General features: G+C 28.5%; 19 protein-coding genes. 18 read left to right on the top strand and 1 reads right to left on the bottom strand.

The genetic code is table 11. From position 1 onward, the window contains the following. Positions 1 to 14: 14 nt before the first annotated feature. The 18 genes from QX51_RS11975 (at position 15) to QX51_RS12055 (ending at position 17,472) form a co-directional block, all read left to right on the top strand. A complete protein-coding gene (locus QX51_RS11975; RefSeq protein WP_039680146.1) occupies positions 15 to 1,304 on the top strand; it encodes a PTS sugar transporter subunit IIC in 1,290 nt (429 codons plus the stop codon). A gap of 9 nt (positions 1,305 to 1,313) precedes the next feature. Next, positions 1,314 to 1,703, top strand: coding sequence for a tetratricopeptide repeat protein (locus QX51_RS11980; RefSeq protein WP_039680147.1), 390 nt, complete (start codon positions 1,314 to 1,316; stop codon positions 1,701 to 1,703). A gap of 13 nt (positions 1,704 to 1,716) precedes the next feature. Beyond that, positions 1,717 to 2,574, top strand: a complete 858-nt coding sequence (locus tag QX51_RS11985) for a class II fructose-bisphosphate aldolase (protein ID WP_039680148.1) — start codon at positions 1,717 to 1,719, stop codon at positions 2,572 to 2,574. Between the two features lie 247 nt (positions 2,575 to 2,821). Continuing rightward, on the top strand, positions 2,822 to 4,804 hold the full coding sequence (locus QX51_RS11990) for a sigma-54 interaction domain-containing protein (RefSeq protein WP_039680149.1): 1,983 nt from the start codon (positions 2,822 to 2,824) through the stop codon (positions 4,802 to 4,804). A gap of 335 nt (positions 4,805 to 5,139) precedes the next feature. Further along, positions 5,140 to 6,573: a Na+/H+ antiporter NhaC gene (nhaC, locus tag QX51_RS11995; protein WP_039680150.1), complete on the top strand. Its 1,434-nt coding sequence runs from the start codon at positions 5,140 to 5,142 to the stop codon at positions 6,571 to 6,573. A gap of 18 nt (positions 6,574 to 6,591) precedes the next feature. Then, positions 6,592 to 7,740: a beta-aspartyl-peptidase gene (gene iadA, locus QX51_RS12000; RefSeq protein WP_039680151.1), complete on the top strand. Its 1,149-nt coding sequence runs from the start codon at positions 6,592 to 6,594 to the stop codon at positions 7,738 to 7,740. A gap of 122 nt (positions 7,741 to 7,862) precedes the next feature. Next, positions 7,863 to 8,165, top strand: a complete 303-nt coding sequence (locus QX51_RS12005; RefSeq protein WP_242842737.1) for a YjgN family protein — start codon at positions 7,863 to 7,865, stop codon at positions 8,163 to 8,165. 229 nt (positions 8,166 to 8,394) lie between these two features. Beyond that, positions 8,395 to 8,742, top strand: coding sequence for a hypothetical protein (locus QX51_RS12010; RefSeq protein WP_039680153.1), 348 nt, complete (start codon positions 8,395 to 8,397; stop codon positions 8,740 to 8,742). An 11-nt stretch (positions 8,743 to 8,753) separates the two neighbouring features. Continuing rightward, the gene (locus tag QX51_RS12015; protein ID WP_039680154.1) at positions 8,754 to 9,593 is read left to right on the top strand and encodes a coiled-coil domain-containing protein; all 840 of its coding nucleotides are present in this window, start codon (positions 8,754 to 8,756) and stop codon (positions 9,591 to 9,593) included. A gap of 246 nt (positions 9,594 to 9,839) precedes the next feature. Next, positions 9,840 to 10,094, top strand: a complete 255-nt coding sequence (locus QX51_RS12020) for an Ada metal-binding domain-containing protein (protein WP_039680155.1) — start codon at positions 9,840 to 9,842, stop codon at positions 10,092 to 10,094. 18 nt (positions 10,095 to 10,112) lie between these two features. After that, the gene (locus tag QX51_RS21235; RefSeq protein ID WP_052233031.1) at positions 10,113 to 10,481 is read left to right on the top strand and encodes a hypothetical protein; all 369 of its coding nucleotides are present in this window, start codon (positions 10,113 to 10,115) and stop codon (positions 10,479 to 10,481) included. Positions 10,482 to 10,626: 145 nt separating this feature from the next. Beyond that, positions 10,627 to 10,830 carry a hypothetical protein gene (locus QX51_RS21240; protein ID WP_052233032.1) on the top strand — a complete coding sequence of 68 codons (204 nt, stop codon included), beginning with the start codon at positions 10,627 to 10,629 and terminating at the stop codon, positions 10,828 to 10,830. Between the two features lie 45 nt (positions 10,831 to 10,875). Beyond that, positions 10,876 to 11,397, top strand: coding sequence for a PD-(D/E)XK nuclease superfamily protein (locus tag QX51_RS12030; protein ID WP_039680156.1), 522 nt, complete (start codon positions 10,876 to 10,878; stop codon positions 11,395 to 11,397). A gap of 83 nt (positions 11,398 to 11,480) precedes the next feature. After that, positions 11,481 to 12,173, top strand: coding sequence for a TRM11 family SAM-dependent methyltransferase (locus tag QX51_RS21680; RefSeq protein WP_334291550.1), 693 nt, complete (start codon positions 11,481 to 11,483; stop codon positions 12,171 to 12,173). A 95-nt stretch (positions 12,174 to 12,268) separates the two neighbouring features. After that, a complete protein-coding gene (locus QX51_RS12040) occupies positions 12,269 to 13,198 on the top strand; it encodes a type II restriction endonuclease (RefSeq protein ID WP_039680158.1) in 930 nt (309 codons plus the stop codon). Positions 13,199 to 13,316: 118 nt separating this feature from the next. Then, entirely contained in the window at positions 13,317 to 15,083 is a 1,767-nt protein-coding gene (locus tag QX51_RS21605; RefSeq protein ID WP_330376077.1) for a Dam family site-specific DNA-(adenine-N6)-methyltransferase, read from the top strand. Between the two features lie 225 nt (positions 15,084 to 15,308). Next, entirely contained in the window at positions 15,309 to 17,024 is a 1,716-nt protein-coding gene (locus tag QX51_RS12050) for an AIPR family protein (protein WP_039680159.1), read from the top strand. Positions 17,025 to 17,292: 268 nt separating this feature from the next. After that, complete coding sequence (locus QX51_RS12055; protein ID WP_039680160.1) at positions 17,293 to 17,472, top strand: hypothetical protein; 180 nt, start codon at positions 17,293 to 17,295, stop codon at positions 17,470 to 17,472. A gap of 192 nt (positions 17,473 to 17,664) precedes the next feature. Here QX51_RS12055 and QX51_RS20035 read toward each other — a convergent pair whose 3' ends face one another. Continuing rightward, positions 17,665 to 17,838, bottom strand: a complete 174-nt coding sequence (locus QX51_RS20035; protein ID WP_082007836.1) for a ribbon-helix-helix domain-containing protein — start codon at positions 17,836 to 17,838, stop codon at positions 17,665 to 17,667. Positions 17,839 to 17,884 lie beyond the last annotated feature (46 nt).

Here is a 17,884-nt window from a genome sequence, read left to right on the forward strand (position 1 = left end):
AGGGGGAAAATGATATGCAAGCACTAAATTTTATTATAAATAATATATTAACGCAAGCAGCCGTAACAATTGGATTAATAGCAATGTTAGGATTGCTTTTACAAAAGAAACCTTTTGGACAAGTTGTTTCAGGAACAATGAAGACTATGTTAGGATTCATGGTCTTAAGTGCAGGTTCAGGAATAATCGTTGAGTCGTTAACTTACTTTGGGGAAATATTCACAGCAGGATTTGGAATGAAAGGTCTAGTACCTTCCATAGAAGCAATCAATGGTCAAGCAATGAGTGACTTAGGATTAGGTAGTGAGATAGCATTAACATTAGCTGCAATATTTATATTCAATATACTTATAGCTAGATTTACTAAGTGGAAATATATATTCTTAACAGGTCAAGCTTTATTATGGATGGCAACTATATGTGGTGTGTTTGGTTATTATGTAGGACTTAGAGGACCAGCTTTAGTATTAGTAGGTGGTTTGGTTGGGGGTATATTTGCAGTAGCGATGCCAGCAATAGCACAACCTTGGATTAGAAAAATAACTGGTGATGAAAATGATAATATAGCATTAGGCCACTTCTGTACTATAGGTTATGTATTTACAGCATGGGTATCTAAATTAGTTGGTGATTCTTCAAAATCAACAGAAGATATGAAATTACCAAAAGCATTTGAATTTTTACAGGATACTTACCTTTCTGTAATGGTAGTAATGGTTCCATTATATGTAGTAACAGCTTTATTTGCAGGGCCAGAATTTTGTGGGAAATTCAGTGGATCAACTAACTATGTAGTACATGCATTTTTACAAGCAATGCAATTTGTAGTTGGTATATATGTATTAATGTCAGGGGTTCGTTTATTACTTGCTGAGATAGTTCCAGCATTTAGAGGTATAGCAATGAAGTTAGTTCCAGATGCAATACCAGCTCTAGACTGTCCAGTATTATTCCCATATGCTCCAAATGCAGTTATATTAGGATTTATAAGTACTACTATAGGTTCTATATTAGGTATGTTCCTATTCCCAATGTTTGGGTTACCAATGATATTACCGGGTATGTTAACTAACTTCTTTGCAGGAGGTTGTGCAGGTATATTTGGTAATGCAGCAGGTGGTAGAAGAGGTTGTATTATATCAGGTATAGCACATGGTTTATTTATAACACTATTACCAGCAATACTTGCACCGATGTTAGGTGATATAGGGTTTATAAATACTACGTGTACAGATGTTGATACAATAGCAGCAGGATTATTCTATGGTTGGTTATTAAAACCATTATTTTCAATATTTATGTAGGTGATATGAATGGGTTGGTTTAGTAGAAAAAAAGAGAAAAAGGCTTCTGAGGTGAATGTTAAAGCAGAGGCATTAAATATAGATGAATTAAGAGAAAATGCAGAAAAATTAAAAGTAGGATTACAAAATAGTGAAGGAAATGAAAGAGTAAATATTCTTAATGAAATAGGTGATATTTATTATAAAATTTCTGACTATGATGAAGCTGCCAAATATTATGAAGAAAGTTTAAGTTTACATAAAGCTATAGGTAAGGCATATACAAATCTTCTTAACATTTATAATGCAAAAAGAAAAGAAGCGGCAGTAAACAAGGATGATGATCAAATACAATATTATTTAGTAAAAATAGATGAAATGATGAAAATCTCGAAAGATGTTGTCAGAGGTAATGTATAAGGGGGATAGAATTATGTATAAAAATTTAACAGATTTATTTAAACAAAATGAAGGTAAAGGAGCAATAGGAGCATTTAACTTACATTGTTTTGAAATGCTTCCATCAATGGTAAAAGCAGCTGAAGAAATAAATGTTCCTATAATAATACAAACATCACTAGGTACAGCTGAGTATATAGGATTTGAAACTTTAATAGCAGCAGTTAAATCTTTAGCAGAAAGATCTAGCATAGATGTGTGCTTACATATGGATCACTGTAAAGATATAGATGCTATAAAAAGAGCGATTGATTGTGGATATACATCAGTAATGTATGATGGATCATCACTTCCAATTGATGAAAATATAAAAAATACTAAAGAAGTTGTTGAATATGCTCATGCAAGAAATGTATCAGTAGAAGGTGAAGTAGGGTCTATTGGTGGAGCAGAAGAAGGTGTAGTGGTAGCACAAAGTGATGCAGCTTATACAAAGCTAGAAGATGCTTGTAAATTTGTAGAAAGTACAGGAGTAGATGCTTTAGCAGTAGCAATAGGGACTACTCATGGACAATATAAGTCAAAAGCAAAAATAAACTTTGAATTAATGCATGAATTAAGAGATAATCTAAAAGGAGTTGGATTAGTACTACATGGTGGAACAGGAGTATCTGATGAAGATATGAAGCGTTGTGCATCAGATGGAATGAAAAAAATAAATGTAGGAACTGAGCTAAACAAGTCTTATATAGAAGAAGTAAACAAAACATTCCCAGATGCAACACCTTTAACATCTTTAAGAGGATTATTAGGTCCAGCAAATGATAGAATTAAAGATATAATTATAGATAAAGCTTCATTATTTAAAGTAGAAAAAGAATTAGCTTTATAAGATTGTTAAAAAAGGCTTCACATAACATTTAAGAGGAAATGTTATGTGAAGCCTTTTGATACTTAAATTATATATGAGTTATGATTGAGTAAAAAGTAAATAGATATACAGTTATTAATGTAAAAATTTTTAATTAAACAATGCTTTTAGAGAGATTTTTTTTTATTTAAAATTTCATATTTGTCATAAAAGTTAAAAATGATATACTTAGATAAATAATAACTTACAACAAAATTTGGGGGACATTATGAAAAAAATTTCCATAATATCAATGAGTGAAGATACTGGACAAAGCATAAAACAACAATTAGAAACAATATTTGCAAAAGAGTTTTATATAGAGTGCTTAAATTTGATTAATTATAAAGAAAAATACTTGGAATGTGATTTATTAATTTTCTCTAGCGAGGAAGTTAAGGATATTTGTAATTGTATTATTGACGAAAATATAAACTACATAGTATCAAAAAGAGTAATAAAACACGAATATATTGATGAGATACTAAATATCCCTAGAGGTACAGAAGTACTTTTAGTAAATGATGCAAGAAGTTCTTGTGAAGAAGTAGTTACACAGTTAAGGAGCCAGGGGCTTAATCATATAAAATACAATCAATATTACCCAGGAATTGAGTCTTATAAAACAGCGGATATTGCAATAACACCTGGAGAAGCTCACTTAGTGCCAAAAGAAATCTCAAGTGTGATAGATATAAAATCAAGACATTTAGACGTATCTACTTTAATAGAGATCTTAATCAAATTAAATTGTATGGATAAATACGGAAGCATAGTATCTTCTTATTTTTATAGAGATATGATAAATGTATCTATAAAATATATCAAAAAGTCTCAAGAATCAACTAGATTAAAAGACTTACTTACTAATTTGTTAGATAATCAAAAGAACGGAATTATTTATACAAATATAAATAACAAGGTTATTGTTCTAAATGAAGAATCGTTAAGATTGCTATGCGTAAACAAAGAGAACATATTATCAAAAGATATTTATGAAATTTTTCCTGATTTAAAGGATGATATTATCAATATAAATAACAAGAAAATTTTAGTTTCAAAAGAAAAGATACAAGATAATAATATTTATACAGGTAATATGATTATTTTAAATGAAGTGAAACATATTCATAAAATTGATGAGGAAGTAAGAAGAAGAGAAAAAATAAAAGAAAATCAAGCCAAGTATACTTTTGATGACATGGTAGGAAATTGCAGTTCTATAGTGAAAAATGTTAAATTGGCTAAAAAAGTAGCAAAAACAAACTCAACTGTACTGATCCAAGGAGAAACAGGTACAGGGAAAGAGGTATTAGCTCAAGCTATACACAATGAGTCTGAAAGAAAAGATTATCCTTTTGTAGCCATAAATTTTGCTGCAATACCAGAAAACCTAATAGAAAGTGAACTTTTTGGGTATGAAGATGGAGCTTTTACAGGAGCGAGAAAAGGTGGAAAAGAAGGGTTATTTAAAAAAGCTCATAAAGGTACTATATTTTTAGATGAAATAGGTGATGCATCTTTATACTTACAATCTAGATTACTTAGAGTACTTCAAGAAAGGGAAATTACACCTGTCGGTAGTACAGAAAATATTCCTATTGATATTAGAGTAATTGCAGCTACAAACAAAGAGCTGCTACAAGAAGTAAAGCTTAAGAATTTTAGAGAAGATTTATATTATAGATTAAATGTTATGCCAATGTATTCTATTCCACTGAGAGAAAGAAAGACAGATATTAAGCTATTACTACAATACTATTTATTTAAAATTACAAAAGTTGAAAATATAGAAGAATTTTTTACGAAAGAAGCTATTGAAATGTTGATTAGCTATAATTGGCCGGGAAATATAAGAGAACTTGTCAATGTTGTAGAGTATGTATCAACTATAAAAGAAAGTGGAATAAAAATAGATATTACATATTTACCTAAATATATAATTGAAAATTGTAAATCATCTAATTTATTGATTGAAAAAGAACATCATAAATCACTAAATGAATCAGAAATTTGGGTATTAAAGAAGATTTATAAATACGAAGGGATTGGTAGGAGAACATTATCACTGTTGGCAAAAGAAGAAGATGTTCATTTGACAGAAGGAAAAATAAGAACAATAATGGCCAAATTAAAAAAAGAAGGATATATAGAAATTCATAAGGGATTAAAAGGAACGAAAATATTGGAAAAGGGGCTAGAAATCATATAAAAGGGATGAAAAATGGCTATAAATGGGGTTGAAAAGGGATGAAAATTTATTTATTTATCCCTTTTTCTTTTTTTGATAAAAATTAAGCTTGTTTAATATTAAAGCAATAAAATGAGTTTATCCTTAAATAAAAATTCAGAAAATTCTATATGCCTTATGTTTTAAAGTATAAAAATATTTTTGTGGGAAAATTAAGTTTTGGCATGGTAATTGCTTAATATTTAAAATAACAAATTTAAGTTTCCGTGTACTATTGTTTTAAATAAGATTTATAAGTCATTATATGAGGAAATTTAACTAAATTTTAAATATTTATGGGGATGGTGAAGTTAATTATGAAAGAAGTACAAAGAAAAAAGCCTACTTTGGCACAATCATTAACACCAATAGTTTTTATGGTTGTTGCTCTAGCTTTAGGTTATGGAGTTTTAGGTATAAAAGCAGAGCCTATAATAATATGTTCAGCATTTATAGCAGGAATAATTGCTCTTAAATTGGGATATAAATGGGATGATATGCAAAATGCTATAGTAGAAAAAATAGCTAGTGCACTTCCAGCTACATTAATTTTATGGAGTGTTGGATTATTAATAGGAGCATTAATGTTCTCAGGAGCAGTTCCAATGATTATATACTATGGTGTTCAAATGATAAATCCTAAGTTTATATTAGTTACAGCGTTTTTATCATCAGCAATACTTGCAATAGTTACAGGGACATCGTGGGGTGCAGCAGGTACTATAGGTGTGGCAATGATGGGAATTGCAGGAGGATTAGGAATATCATTACCAGCAACAGCAGGTGCTGTAGTTTCTGGGGCATTCTTTGGAGATAAATTGTCACCACTTTCAGATACAACTAACTTAGCACCAATGGCAGCAGGCAGTGAGTTATACGAACATATAAAACACATGCTTTATACAACTGTACCAGCATCATTATTAGCAATGGTTGTATATTTATTTGTCGGATTTAGTGCGTCAGGTGATTTAGTAAGACCAGAATCAGTTCAATTAATGATGGACCAGTTAGACACAATGTTTAACTTTAATATAGTATTACTTTTACCATTTGTATTAGTAATTTTAGGCTCAGTAAAAAAATGGCCTACAATACCTACAATGCTAGGAACAAGTTTATTAACTGTAGTTTTAGGAGCTGCAGTTCAAGGATTTAATATAGTAGATGGATTTACATCTTTAATATCAGGCTTTGATATAACAATGACTGGATTTACAGGAACTCCTACAGAAGAAGTAATTAAACTTATAAACAGAGGTGGAGTTGCATCAGTAACAAGTACTACAGTTCTTATATTCTGTGCTATGGGATTTGCAGGTATAGTAAGTGTTTCAGGTATGTTAGATGTGGTTTTAGATTTATTAATGTCAAAAGTAAAATCAACTGCAGGAATAATAATATCTACAATCGTATCATGTTTCACAGTTGCATTCGTAACAGGAAGTTCATATTTATCAATACTTGTACCAGGGGAGTTATTTAAAGATGTTTACCCTAAGAAAAACTTACATCCTAAAAACTTATCTAGAACTCTAGAAGATTCAGGAACAGTTTTAGTTCCATTAATACCATGGTCAGCAGCAGGGGCATATATGACAGCAACGCTGGGAGTAGATACACTACAATATTTACCATGGGCAATACTTAACTATTCAGGAATAGTATTTGCAGTTATATTTGCTATTACAGGATTTGGTATAGCTAAATTAGATAAAAATGAAACTAAAGACGATAAGAATGTTGTTTAAATAAGGAGTATAAGATTTATGATATTAATAAAAAATGTGGAAGTATATTCACCAGAGTATAAGGGAAAAAAAGACGTTTTTGTAAGTGGTGGAAAAATCTCTTTAATAGAAGATAATATAAATTTTGAAAATGAAAAAATAAAGATAATAGATGGTAGTGGTAAAAAACTTACACCAGGTTTTATAGATCAACATGTTCATATAACTGGTGGAGGTGGTGAAGGAAGTTTTAAAACTAGAGCACCAGAAATAACTTTAAGCAAATTAACTACTGCTGGAATAACAACTGTTGTTGGACTTTTGGGGACAGATGGAACTACTAGAAGTGTGGAAAACTTAGTATCAAAAGCAAAAGCTTTGAAGGAAGAAGGAATAACAGTTTTTGCTCACACAGGTTCTTATGAGTATCCTTCTGTAACAGTTACAGGTTCTATAAAAAAAGATATATGTTTTATAGATGAAATAATAGGTGTAAAATTGGCACTTTCAGACCATAGAGCACCAAATGTAAGTAATTTAGAATTACAAAGAGTGGCTTCTGATGCTAGAGTTGCAGGGATGTTAAGTGGAAAACCAGGTATAGTAGTACTTCATATGGGAGATGGGAAAAAAGGCCTTCAACCAGTTAGAGAAATTTTAGAAGAAACAGAAATACCAATGAAGTCAATAAGACCTACTCATGTTAATAGGAGAGAAGAGTTGTTAAAAGAAGCTTTTGATTATGCAAAATCAGGAGGAAAGATTGATTTAACTTGTGGTATAAAGGAGCAGTTCACACCAGGAAGATGTATAAAAAGAGCTTTAGAAGAAAATGTACCTAGTGAAAATATAACAATAAGTTCTGATGGATATGGCAGCTGGTCAAAATATGATGAAGCAGGAAATCTTGTGAAGATGGGTGTTTCTAGTGTGTCTAGCTTACATAATGAGTTTAAACAAATGGTAAATGAGTTAGATTTTACTGTGGAAGACGCTCTTGTTTATTTAACTTCTAACGTGGCAAAAGGGTTAGAAGTTTACCCTAGAAAAGGATGCGTGGCAGAAGGTTCTGATGCAGACTTATTATTGTTAGATGAGAATTTGGATATAGACACTGTTATTGCTAATGGGAAGGTTATGATTGAGAATAAGGAAATATTAGTTTACGGCTCTTATGAGCAAATGTAACTATGTGGGAAAGAGAATCTTTAGATTCTCTTTTTTAATGTTAAAAAATAACACTTTGTTAATTGTTTTTCTATGATAAAATAAATTATCATAATTAGAATATGAATGATAGGAGAGACAACATGAAATCAAGATTTGAAGGAGGGCTTCTAGGACTTATAGGAGTCAATATATTAGCATGGGCGGTAACATTCTTTACATTTGGAATAGCTACACCTTGGGCTATGTGTATAAAATACAGATGGGAAGCTAAACACACAGTAATTGAAGGAAGAAGACTTAAATTTATAGGTAGTGGAGGAAGTTTATTTTTACACTATATTAAATGGTTAATACTGACTTTTATTACGTTGGGCATATATGGATTTTGGCTTTATATAAAAATGTTACAGTGGAAGACGGAGAATACTGTGTTTGCTGATTAATATGTATAAATCATAAATATGTTAATATATGATGAGAAGGCTGTAGTCTAAGTAATTTAACTTAGGACTACAGTTTTTTATGGGGATTTTTATAGGGCAGTGAGTAACATTTTTGTTATGCACTTTTTAGGGGGAAATTTCCAATCTCACATCGACATGAATCGACATATAAAATTATTTTTTTATGATATATTTTGTATAGCGATAAATTATAATCTTAGGAGGAATTATGATAAAAAAATATTTAAGATTAATCCCAGTCTTAATAGTTGGGATAGCAGGAATAATATTTACACCAGTTTCAACATCTGATTTAGATGATTATAAGAAGAAGCAAATTGAATATAATGAAAAGAAAAGAAATCACGAAGACTTTGTTCAAATGAGTGAAGAGTATAAAGAGGATTATAGCGATTTAGCTATGAGATATGAGCAAACTCAAAATGAGTATAAATTATATAAGGAAAAATATAACAGTAATGCAGATTTAAATAAGGAACTGAATAAGCTTTTAAGTAAAAGAGATAACTATTTAAATCTTATAGAAGAATATTCATCTCAGCTAGATAATTTATAGGGGGAAGAAAGTTGAGAATTTCAGAAAAAATTAATAATAAAACAATTTTAGCTGGTATAGCAGTTGTAGTAATTGGACTTTTTATACTAAGCCCAAATAATTCTATTATTACAAGAAAAAAGCTAAAAGAGTATGAAGGTTTAGATAAAAAAATCCAAGAATTAGATGAAGAAAGTTCAAAATACTATAGTGATAATAAGGATGAAATATCTAAATATTTGGATTTAAGAGTGAAATATGAAGATTTGGAACAGTCTTTTTATGAATATAAAGAAAAATATCCAGATGACCTGGCAGATGATATAGAGAAAGCAAAAGAGGAAGTTAACGAGTATTATGCAAAGGCAATAAAACTGGAACATGAACTTAAAGAAGCTAAGGCTAAAAAACAAGAGAGTCAAATAGCAAGTTCTAACTCTTCTACTGGATCATATTCAAATGGGGGAAGCAGTAGTCAAAGTAGCTCTAGTCATGGACAAGGTCACAACGATAGTAGTTCCAATAAACATATAGGAAAAAGTGTTTATGTTTCCAATGGAAATAGCTATTATCATGCCATATCAAACTGCAAGTACTTGGAAGGTGCGAGAACTTATGTTGTTACGTTGACATCAAGTATGAGAAAGTATGAATGTAACTGCTGGACAAATCCAGTTGTTTATAAAAAGCCGTCTTCGAGTAGTTCTTCTGGTGGAAGTTCTAACTCAGGTGGTAGAACGGTATACATAGCTAGTGGTAATAGTTATTATCATAAGAGTTCTAGTTGTAAGTTTTTGAGAGGGGCAAGTGTGAAGGCTGTTGGCATTAATAATGTTGGTGGTAAGCATGCTTGTAATTGCGTGAAGTATTAGAGAAGGAAGGTAAAATAATCAATTTCTTTACTTTCATTAATTTTATTTCTGTGCTTATGTATATAGGCACAGAATTTTTATTGTTTATACTTATTACATATATGATTTAGTAAGATTTTAGCGTTATTTTTGTGCATTCTGTGTCTATCTCTTAATTTTTTGAGAAATGAGCATAGGATAGTATTATAAAAAGTATGAATGTAACTGTTGGAATTAATAACGTTTTTAATGAGGTGCTTTATTTAAATGTATAAATTATTAGATAAAAATGGGAAAGAGTATTTATCAGAAGAACCAGGTACTATTGGTGGACATAGAAAGTTGAAGATTTATGGAAAGCTGGATTGTTCTTCAGCGCAAAGATATATAGCTAAAGGGCAATATGTTCAGTATAGAGTGTTCTTTAAAGATGAGGATACAGCTATTGCTGCAGGGTATAGACCTTGTGGAGTATGCATGAAGGAAGAGTATAAGAAGTGGAAAGAGAAAAGAGAAAGATAGCTTAGGGGGAGAGAGTTTATGAGGCAAACATGGCAGTTTTCAGCTATTCCATGTATAGAGGAATCTACATTTAATAAAATTTTAGAAAGATTCTACAACTTTGGAATATCTGGATTAGTAAGAGAAAATATACAAAACTCATTGGATGGAAAATTAAAAGGATCTGATGAACCTGTTATAGTTACTATAAAAACAGGAAGTGTAAGCAAAAACGATATACCAGGATTGGATGAGATAAAAGAAAGAATAAAATCTTTAAAAGGTCAAAATAGTTATACAAAAGAAACTATAGAACACATGAAAAATAAAATGGATGATGAAATCGTTAACTATATATATTTTGAAGATTTCAATACAAAAGGCCTTACAGGTGCAAACAGAGGATAAAGTAATAATCAAAAAGATACTTGGAGCATATATGCATATAACAAAGGTGTACATACAGAAGAAGAGGACGAAAGTGTAGAAAAGTCCAGAGGTGGATCTCATGGTATAGGAAAGATTGCTTCAAATGCGGCATCTGACTTATAATATGATGTATTTTGCTAACTGTGATGCTGATGGCAACAAGCATTTGGGAGGAACAGTTCAGCTAATAGAACATAAGTATAAAAATCACCACTACAGATCAACAGGATACTTTACTGATGTTAAAAAAATTGGGGACAATAAAACGAAATTTTTACCATTTGAAAATAAATTCAATGAAGCTATATTGAAAAATAAAATAGTATAGATATAATTAAGAATAGAAAGAAAAGTAATAGGGGGGAAAAATAATATGAGTAGAAAACCAAACACTGTTGGAGGAGGAGCGCAAACAAATAAAAATGGGCTTCATTTTGAACGAACAACATCACTAAATGATGCATTAATAAACCAAGGATACAAAATCAGTAATTACAAGATAACAAAAGATGGTCAATATATAGGCATGTCTATGGATAAACACAAATTATATAGTGAATTTTTAAATCCAAGGGGAGTCGATTACACAAAAATAATATCAAGAAAATTATTACCAGATGAGGCATTATACAACGATAGCAATAAGACACTTTATATAATAGAAAAGAAATTTCAACAAGGAAATGGTTCTGTAGATGAAAAGCTTCAAACGTGTGATTTTAAAAAGAAACAGTATAAAAAATTAGTATTAAGTTTAAATCTAAAAGTAGAATATATATATGTTTTATGTGATTGGTTTGCTCAAGCTAAATATAGAGATGTGTTTGATTATATAAAAGATTCAGGTTGCCATTACTATTTTAATGAAATACCATTGTCATTATTAGGAATCTAAAATAAAAATAAAATAATAATTATCAAATACAAAAAAATTGTCAAAACTCCATATAAAAGGAGGTAGATACCATCAACAACAATATCGAAACCACGACAATATGGAGTTTCCCAGACAGAGGTAACTGGCTAACGCATAAAGGAGACTATCCAGGAAACTGGAGTCCACATATACCAAAAAACATAATCCTAAGATATTCAAAAGAAAAAGACAAAGTACTAGACCAATTTATAGGAAGTGGAACTACATTAATAGAAACAAACAGACTAAATCGCATAGGAATAGGCAGCGATATAAACATAGAAGCACTAAAATTATGCCAAATAAGAGTACCTCAAAACAACAAAACATACATACGAAAACAAGATGCAAGATATCTAAAACTAATAAAGGATAACACTATAGACCTAATATGTACACATCCACCTTATGCAAACATAGTAAAATATAGCGATTCAATAAAAGAAGACATATCACTACTAGATTTTGAATCATATTACGAATCAATGAAATTTGTAGCCCAAAGTTGTTACAGAGTACTAAAACCACAAAAACATTGTGCAATATTAATAGGAGATACTAGAAAAAATGGACTAATAGAACCACTAGGATTTAATGTAATGAACATATTTTTAAAAGAAGGCTTTAAACTAAAAGAAATAATAATTAAAGAACAACATAATTGCAAATGTACAGATAAATGGAAAGAACTAAGCAAACAAAGAAACTTCTTATTAATAGCACATGAATATCTATTCATATTTAAAAAGGATTAAACATCTTAATGTTCTAATAAATAACATTAGGATGTTTAATCCTTTTTTGGTACAATATCTTTATAACATACTTTATGTAGAATATTGGGGGAAAAATGAAAAAACTAAATTATTATAATGACAAAAACCTAAAAACTGAGGAACAAGTATTTAATTACCTAATAGAAACACTAATTGACAGTATCTACACATGGGATTACTTTACTGATTTTAAAAAATCCATGGAAAATGCAAATTCATTTGATAAAGAATTAAGAGCACTAGATACATTATTAGGGTTAAATAAAAAAGAGCTAAGGCAAGAATTAATAAAAATTATAAATGAAAATGTAAAAGTAAAAAAAGCTTTATTATTACTAGTAGCATTAAGACCCGTAAAATTAAAAGAAGTAGCAGTTATCGATAACTTTGAAACGTTAGAAAGCACTTATAAACATGAATTATTTACTAAAAGGGGCTCTTTAACAAAAGAAGATGAAGAACAAATAATATTATTCTTTGAACAAACAGGATTAGAAGAATTCTTTATAAATAAAGAAGTTTCATCATTATTAGATTATTGTAAAGGTGTAGAAGTCGGCCTAGATAGTAATGCTAGAAAAAATAGAAGCGGGCAAACTATGGAATCAATATGTGAAAGATTTGTAAAAGAATATTGTGAGCAAAATGGATTTGAATATATAGATCAAGCAACAAGTAAAAAAATAAAAGATATATTTGGTGTAGACTTAAAAATGGATAAAATAGATAGAAGAATTGATTTTGCTATAAAGACTAATCAAAATTTATATCTAATAGAAGTAAATTACTATAGTGGTGGAGGTTCAAAACTAAAAGCTACAGCAGGAGAATATAAAGATCTTAGTGATTTGTTAAAAGGACAAGGATATGAATTTATATGGCTTACAGATGGTAAAGGATGGAATACAGCTAAATCACCATTAAAGGAAACATTTGAACACGACGATTATATATTAAATCTAAGTATGATAAAAGACGGAGTTTTAGAAGAAATAGTTAAATAGTAGATAAAAGATTGACATTATAGTCAATCTTTTTTATTGTAGAATAGACTAATAAATAGACGTTTTATGACTAAAAATTATTATAATACAAAAAATATTTAAAAAGGAGGTAAATATCATGAGCATATATTATGAAGAGGATACAGTAAAACTTTATAAGGGCGATTGTATAAATATACTAGATGAAATTGAAGAAAAATCTATAGATATGATATTTGCCGATCCTCCATATTTTTTATCTAATGGAGGAATAACTTGTAAATCAGGTAAGATGGAAAAGGTAGATAAAGGACAATGGGACAAAGTAAATACATTTGAAGAAAAATATAAGTTTAATCAGGAATGGATTAGTAAATGTAAAAGAGTTCTAAAAGACAATGGAACTATGTGGATATCAGGAACAATACATAATATCTATGTAGTTGGATTTGTATTAGAGGAACTAGGATTTAAAATATTAAATAATATTACTTGGCAGAAAACTAATCCGCCACCAAATATGTGTTGTAGATATTTTACACATTCAACAGAAACAATACTATGGGTAAGAAAAGAATGTAAAAATAATTCGCATTTCTACAATTATAAATTAATGAAAGAATTAAATGATAACAAACAAATGAAGGATGTGTGGACATCACCAGCTATATCAAGAAAAGAAAAGATATACGGTAATCATCCAACGCAAAAGCCGGAATGGCTTCTAGAAAGAATAATACTTGCTAGCACAGAGCAAAATAGTATGATATTAGATCCATTCAATGGTAGTGGCACTACAGGAACTATAAGTAAAAAATTAGGAAGAAATTATATAGGAATAGAAATAGAAGAAGATTATTTACAAATAACAAAATCACGTTTGAGAGAATTAGATATAATGCAAATGTCATTTGAAAATAACTTACTAGATTTAATTGACGAACAAAGTAATGAGACAACGAATGGAAAGGATGAAGAAACATATATGCCAGAAGTCGGGAAAATGAAACCATTCATAAAATGGGCAGGTGGAAAAACTGAACTTTTACCAGTTTTAGAAGAAGAACTACCAAAAGAAATTAGAGAGAAAAAAGAAATTGATACATATATAGAGCCATTTGTAGGAGCAGGTGCAGTATTTATATATTTATCATCAAATTATAAATTTAAAAAAATAATAATTAATGATATTAACTATAAGTTAATAAATGTTTATGAATCAATAAAAAATAATTGTGAAGAACTTATAGTGGACTTAGAAGAACTAAGACGAGAATATTTAGAATATGAAGAAGATGAAGATAAAAAAGAAATGTACCTAAGAATTAGGGATGAATTTAATGATTGGAAGAGCGTAAATAAAATTAAACAAGCTGCTAATTTTATATTTATTAATAAAACATGTTTTAACGGATTATACAGAGAAAATAAAAGTGGAGGATATAATGTTCCTTGGGGGCAACATAAAAATCCGTCTATATATGATGAAGAACAAATTACTAATATGTCAAAAATTTTAAATTCTAAAGATGAAGAAGGTAATGATAAAGTAATTATATGTTGTGGAGAATATAAAGAGTTAGAAAAGTATGTGGATGAAAATACATTAATTTATATGGATCCTCCTTATAGACCTATAACTAAAAGTGGCTTTACTTCTTATAATAAAAGTGGATTTAATGATGATGCACAGATTGAACTGGCTAAATTTTATGAGGAATTAAGTGATAAAGGTGCTAAGGTTATGCTTAGTAATTCTGATCCTAAAAATTATATAGATGATGATGAGTTCTTTGATGAGTTATATGGAAAGTTTAAAGTTAAGAGGGTTAGCGTTAGTAGGATGATAAACTCTAAAGGTACGGGAAGAGGAAAAGTCAAGGAAATATTAGTGACTAATTATTAGTATGAATATTTTTATACTAAATTAAGGGTATAGGAAAATAAAGAATAAAGGAGTATTTATATTATGAGCTCTAATAAAAAAGATAGAAGGATATTATATTAAGTTAAAATATACTTAAAGTTGTTGGATATTGTTATTAAATCTAAATCACAGTTAAAATCTAATATTTATTAATAATATAATATGATATAATTATAATAATATGTAGATTAAAGGGGGAAGGTAATGGCTAATATAAATGATTTTAAGATTGTTAATATGAAAAGTTTGAGAATGTTTGACTATCTTGGTATTGATACAAATAAAGATATTCAAAAAATGAGACTGGGATTCTATCATTTAATTTTAGAAAATATAACAGGATTAAAAGAGGTTGAAGAAATAAAGTCATTAATAATAGATACCGATTATAATAAAATTGTAAACAATATTAATATAAATGATTTAGGTATAGATGCAGTTTATATAAATGATGATTCAGGCAAAGATAAGGAGATACAACTTTTTAATTTTAAATTTAGGGAAAATTTTAAAGTAGAAAAGACAAAAAGTGAAAATGACCTTTCTACAAGTACAAAATTTCTACAATATTTAACTACTGATAAAAATTTAGATGATTTAGATATAGATTATATTGTTAAAGAAAAAATAGTACAAATAAGAGAATTGCTAGATAGTAATATGGTTTGTAATATAACATTATATATGGTTTCTAATGAAGCAAATGGATATGCAAGAAATTCTGATGAATATATTGAATTACTAGAAAAAAGTTATGGGATGAAAATAATTAATATATCACTAGATGATATTATTGGTTTTTTTAATGTATTAAAAGATGATCAACAAAGTAAATTTATGATTTCTCCTAATGATTTTTTATCTTTTGAAAATGACGAAAAATCAACTAAGAAATCATATATTATTAAAATGTCACTAATTGATTTAATAAGAATAACATGTAGCAGTGAGGAATTGGCTAATAACTATGCTATGGAAGATGACAATTTAGTCGATAATTGTTTATTAGATTTTTCTTTATTGTATGATAATGTAAGAGGATATTTAGGAGAAACTAAATATAATAAAAGTATAAAAGCTACTTTAAAAGATAAACATAAAGATTTTTTTATGTTTAATAATGGAATAACCTTAACTGCAAAAGGAATAAATTGTGCAGAAAAAAATAGTGGAAAAAAATATTTATTTACCATAAATGGATTTCAAATAGTAAATGGTGGTCAAACTCTAAGATCTATTTATAAGTTTTTGCAAGATAATAATGATTCAGATAAGTTTACTAAATTAAGAGAAGCATTTGTATTAGTGAGAATGTTTAATATTAATGAGGATGATACTTTAAAAAATTCTATTGCAGAGTATACAAATAGTCAAAATTCAATCTCTCCAGTTGATTTAAAATCTGTAGATAAAATACAGATACAGATAGAACGATATTTTAAAGAAGCTAGGGTTCTTTATGCAAGAAAAGCTGGTGATTTAGGAGATATAGATGTAAGTTATGATTATAGAATATCTATGGAAAGACTAGCACAAATACTATACTCTGTCAAAGGATATCCTGATAGAGCGACTAATCAGAAAAAAAGATTATTTCAAGAATATTATGAGGAAATATTTGAGTGTAATGAGTTTACATTGGAAGATGCATTGAAATATAGTAATAGCTTCATAGAAATTGAAAAAAGATATAAGAAAGAATTTAGTAAATTTAAGTATTATGAACAAAAAGCATTTTATATAATTTATATATTGAAAAATACAGAATTATCTTTAGAAGACGCTATTAAAAAACTAGAAGAACTGATTGAGAGTTATAATGCAAAAGCTAGTGATGCTAGAAAATTAGTACAAAAAGGATTTAAAGAACATGTAAATAAAATTTTAAATATAGAAGAACAACTTATTTTGCAAGTATAAAATTTTAAGTATCTAGATTTATATATTATGCTAAAGCACTTAAGACAAATATTTATTAAATAAATAACTTTAAAATATAGATTAAAGTATAAATATCTATAAAATAGATTATACAACATATGCTAAATAAAAGTAACTTTAATTTATATAAATAAATTACTATAATAAAAGTAGTGCATTATCAATAAATTACTATAATAAAAGTAGTGCATTATCAAAATGCGCTACTTTTTACTTTATAAATAATCACTGAAAAAGGAGATTAAAATTGAATAAATTCAAAGAAGTATTTCAGTTTTTAGAACAATATGGGGGAACTAGCTTTATAGCAGATAAAAATAAAGAAAATTATAATGAAGAAAGATATAAAAATATAAATAACCTAAAAGTAGCAAATCCAATACATAGAAATACATTGGATAACTGTGCCCTGGTGTACGAAATATGACACTAAGTGTCATATTTTGCTAACTCAGATTTTAAAGAAAAAAGGAAGAATATTTACAATCAAGAATAGATGCATTTAAAGCAAATAAAATATTTATTGAGCAAAATGATGTTTGTACAGTAAATATTTTGAAAAATAGACAGGATAAAATAGTAAATAATATTAATAAAAAGGAGAACATAATTTAAAATGTTACTCCTTTTTCTCATGTTCAAAATCCAAGTTATCATCCACATATGAATACAAAGCATTAACAATAAGATTATTAACACTTCTACGTTCCTTCTCAGCTAAAACTTCTAACTTAGACTTAAGATCCTTAGGTAATGTAAGAGAAGTTCTAATATTTACATCTTTATTAATCATAAAATCACCTCATTTTGTATTATAACCAAAATATTTCCGTGAATAA

This window comes from Terrisporobacter othiniensis (assembly GCF_000808015.1).
GTDB classification, from domain to species: Bacteria; Bacillota; Clostridia; order Peptostreptococcales; family Peptostreptococcaceae; genus Terrisporobacter; species Terrisporobacter muris.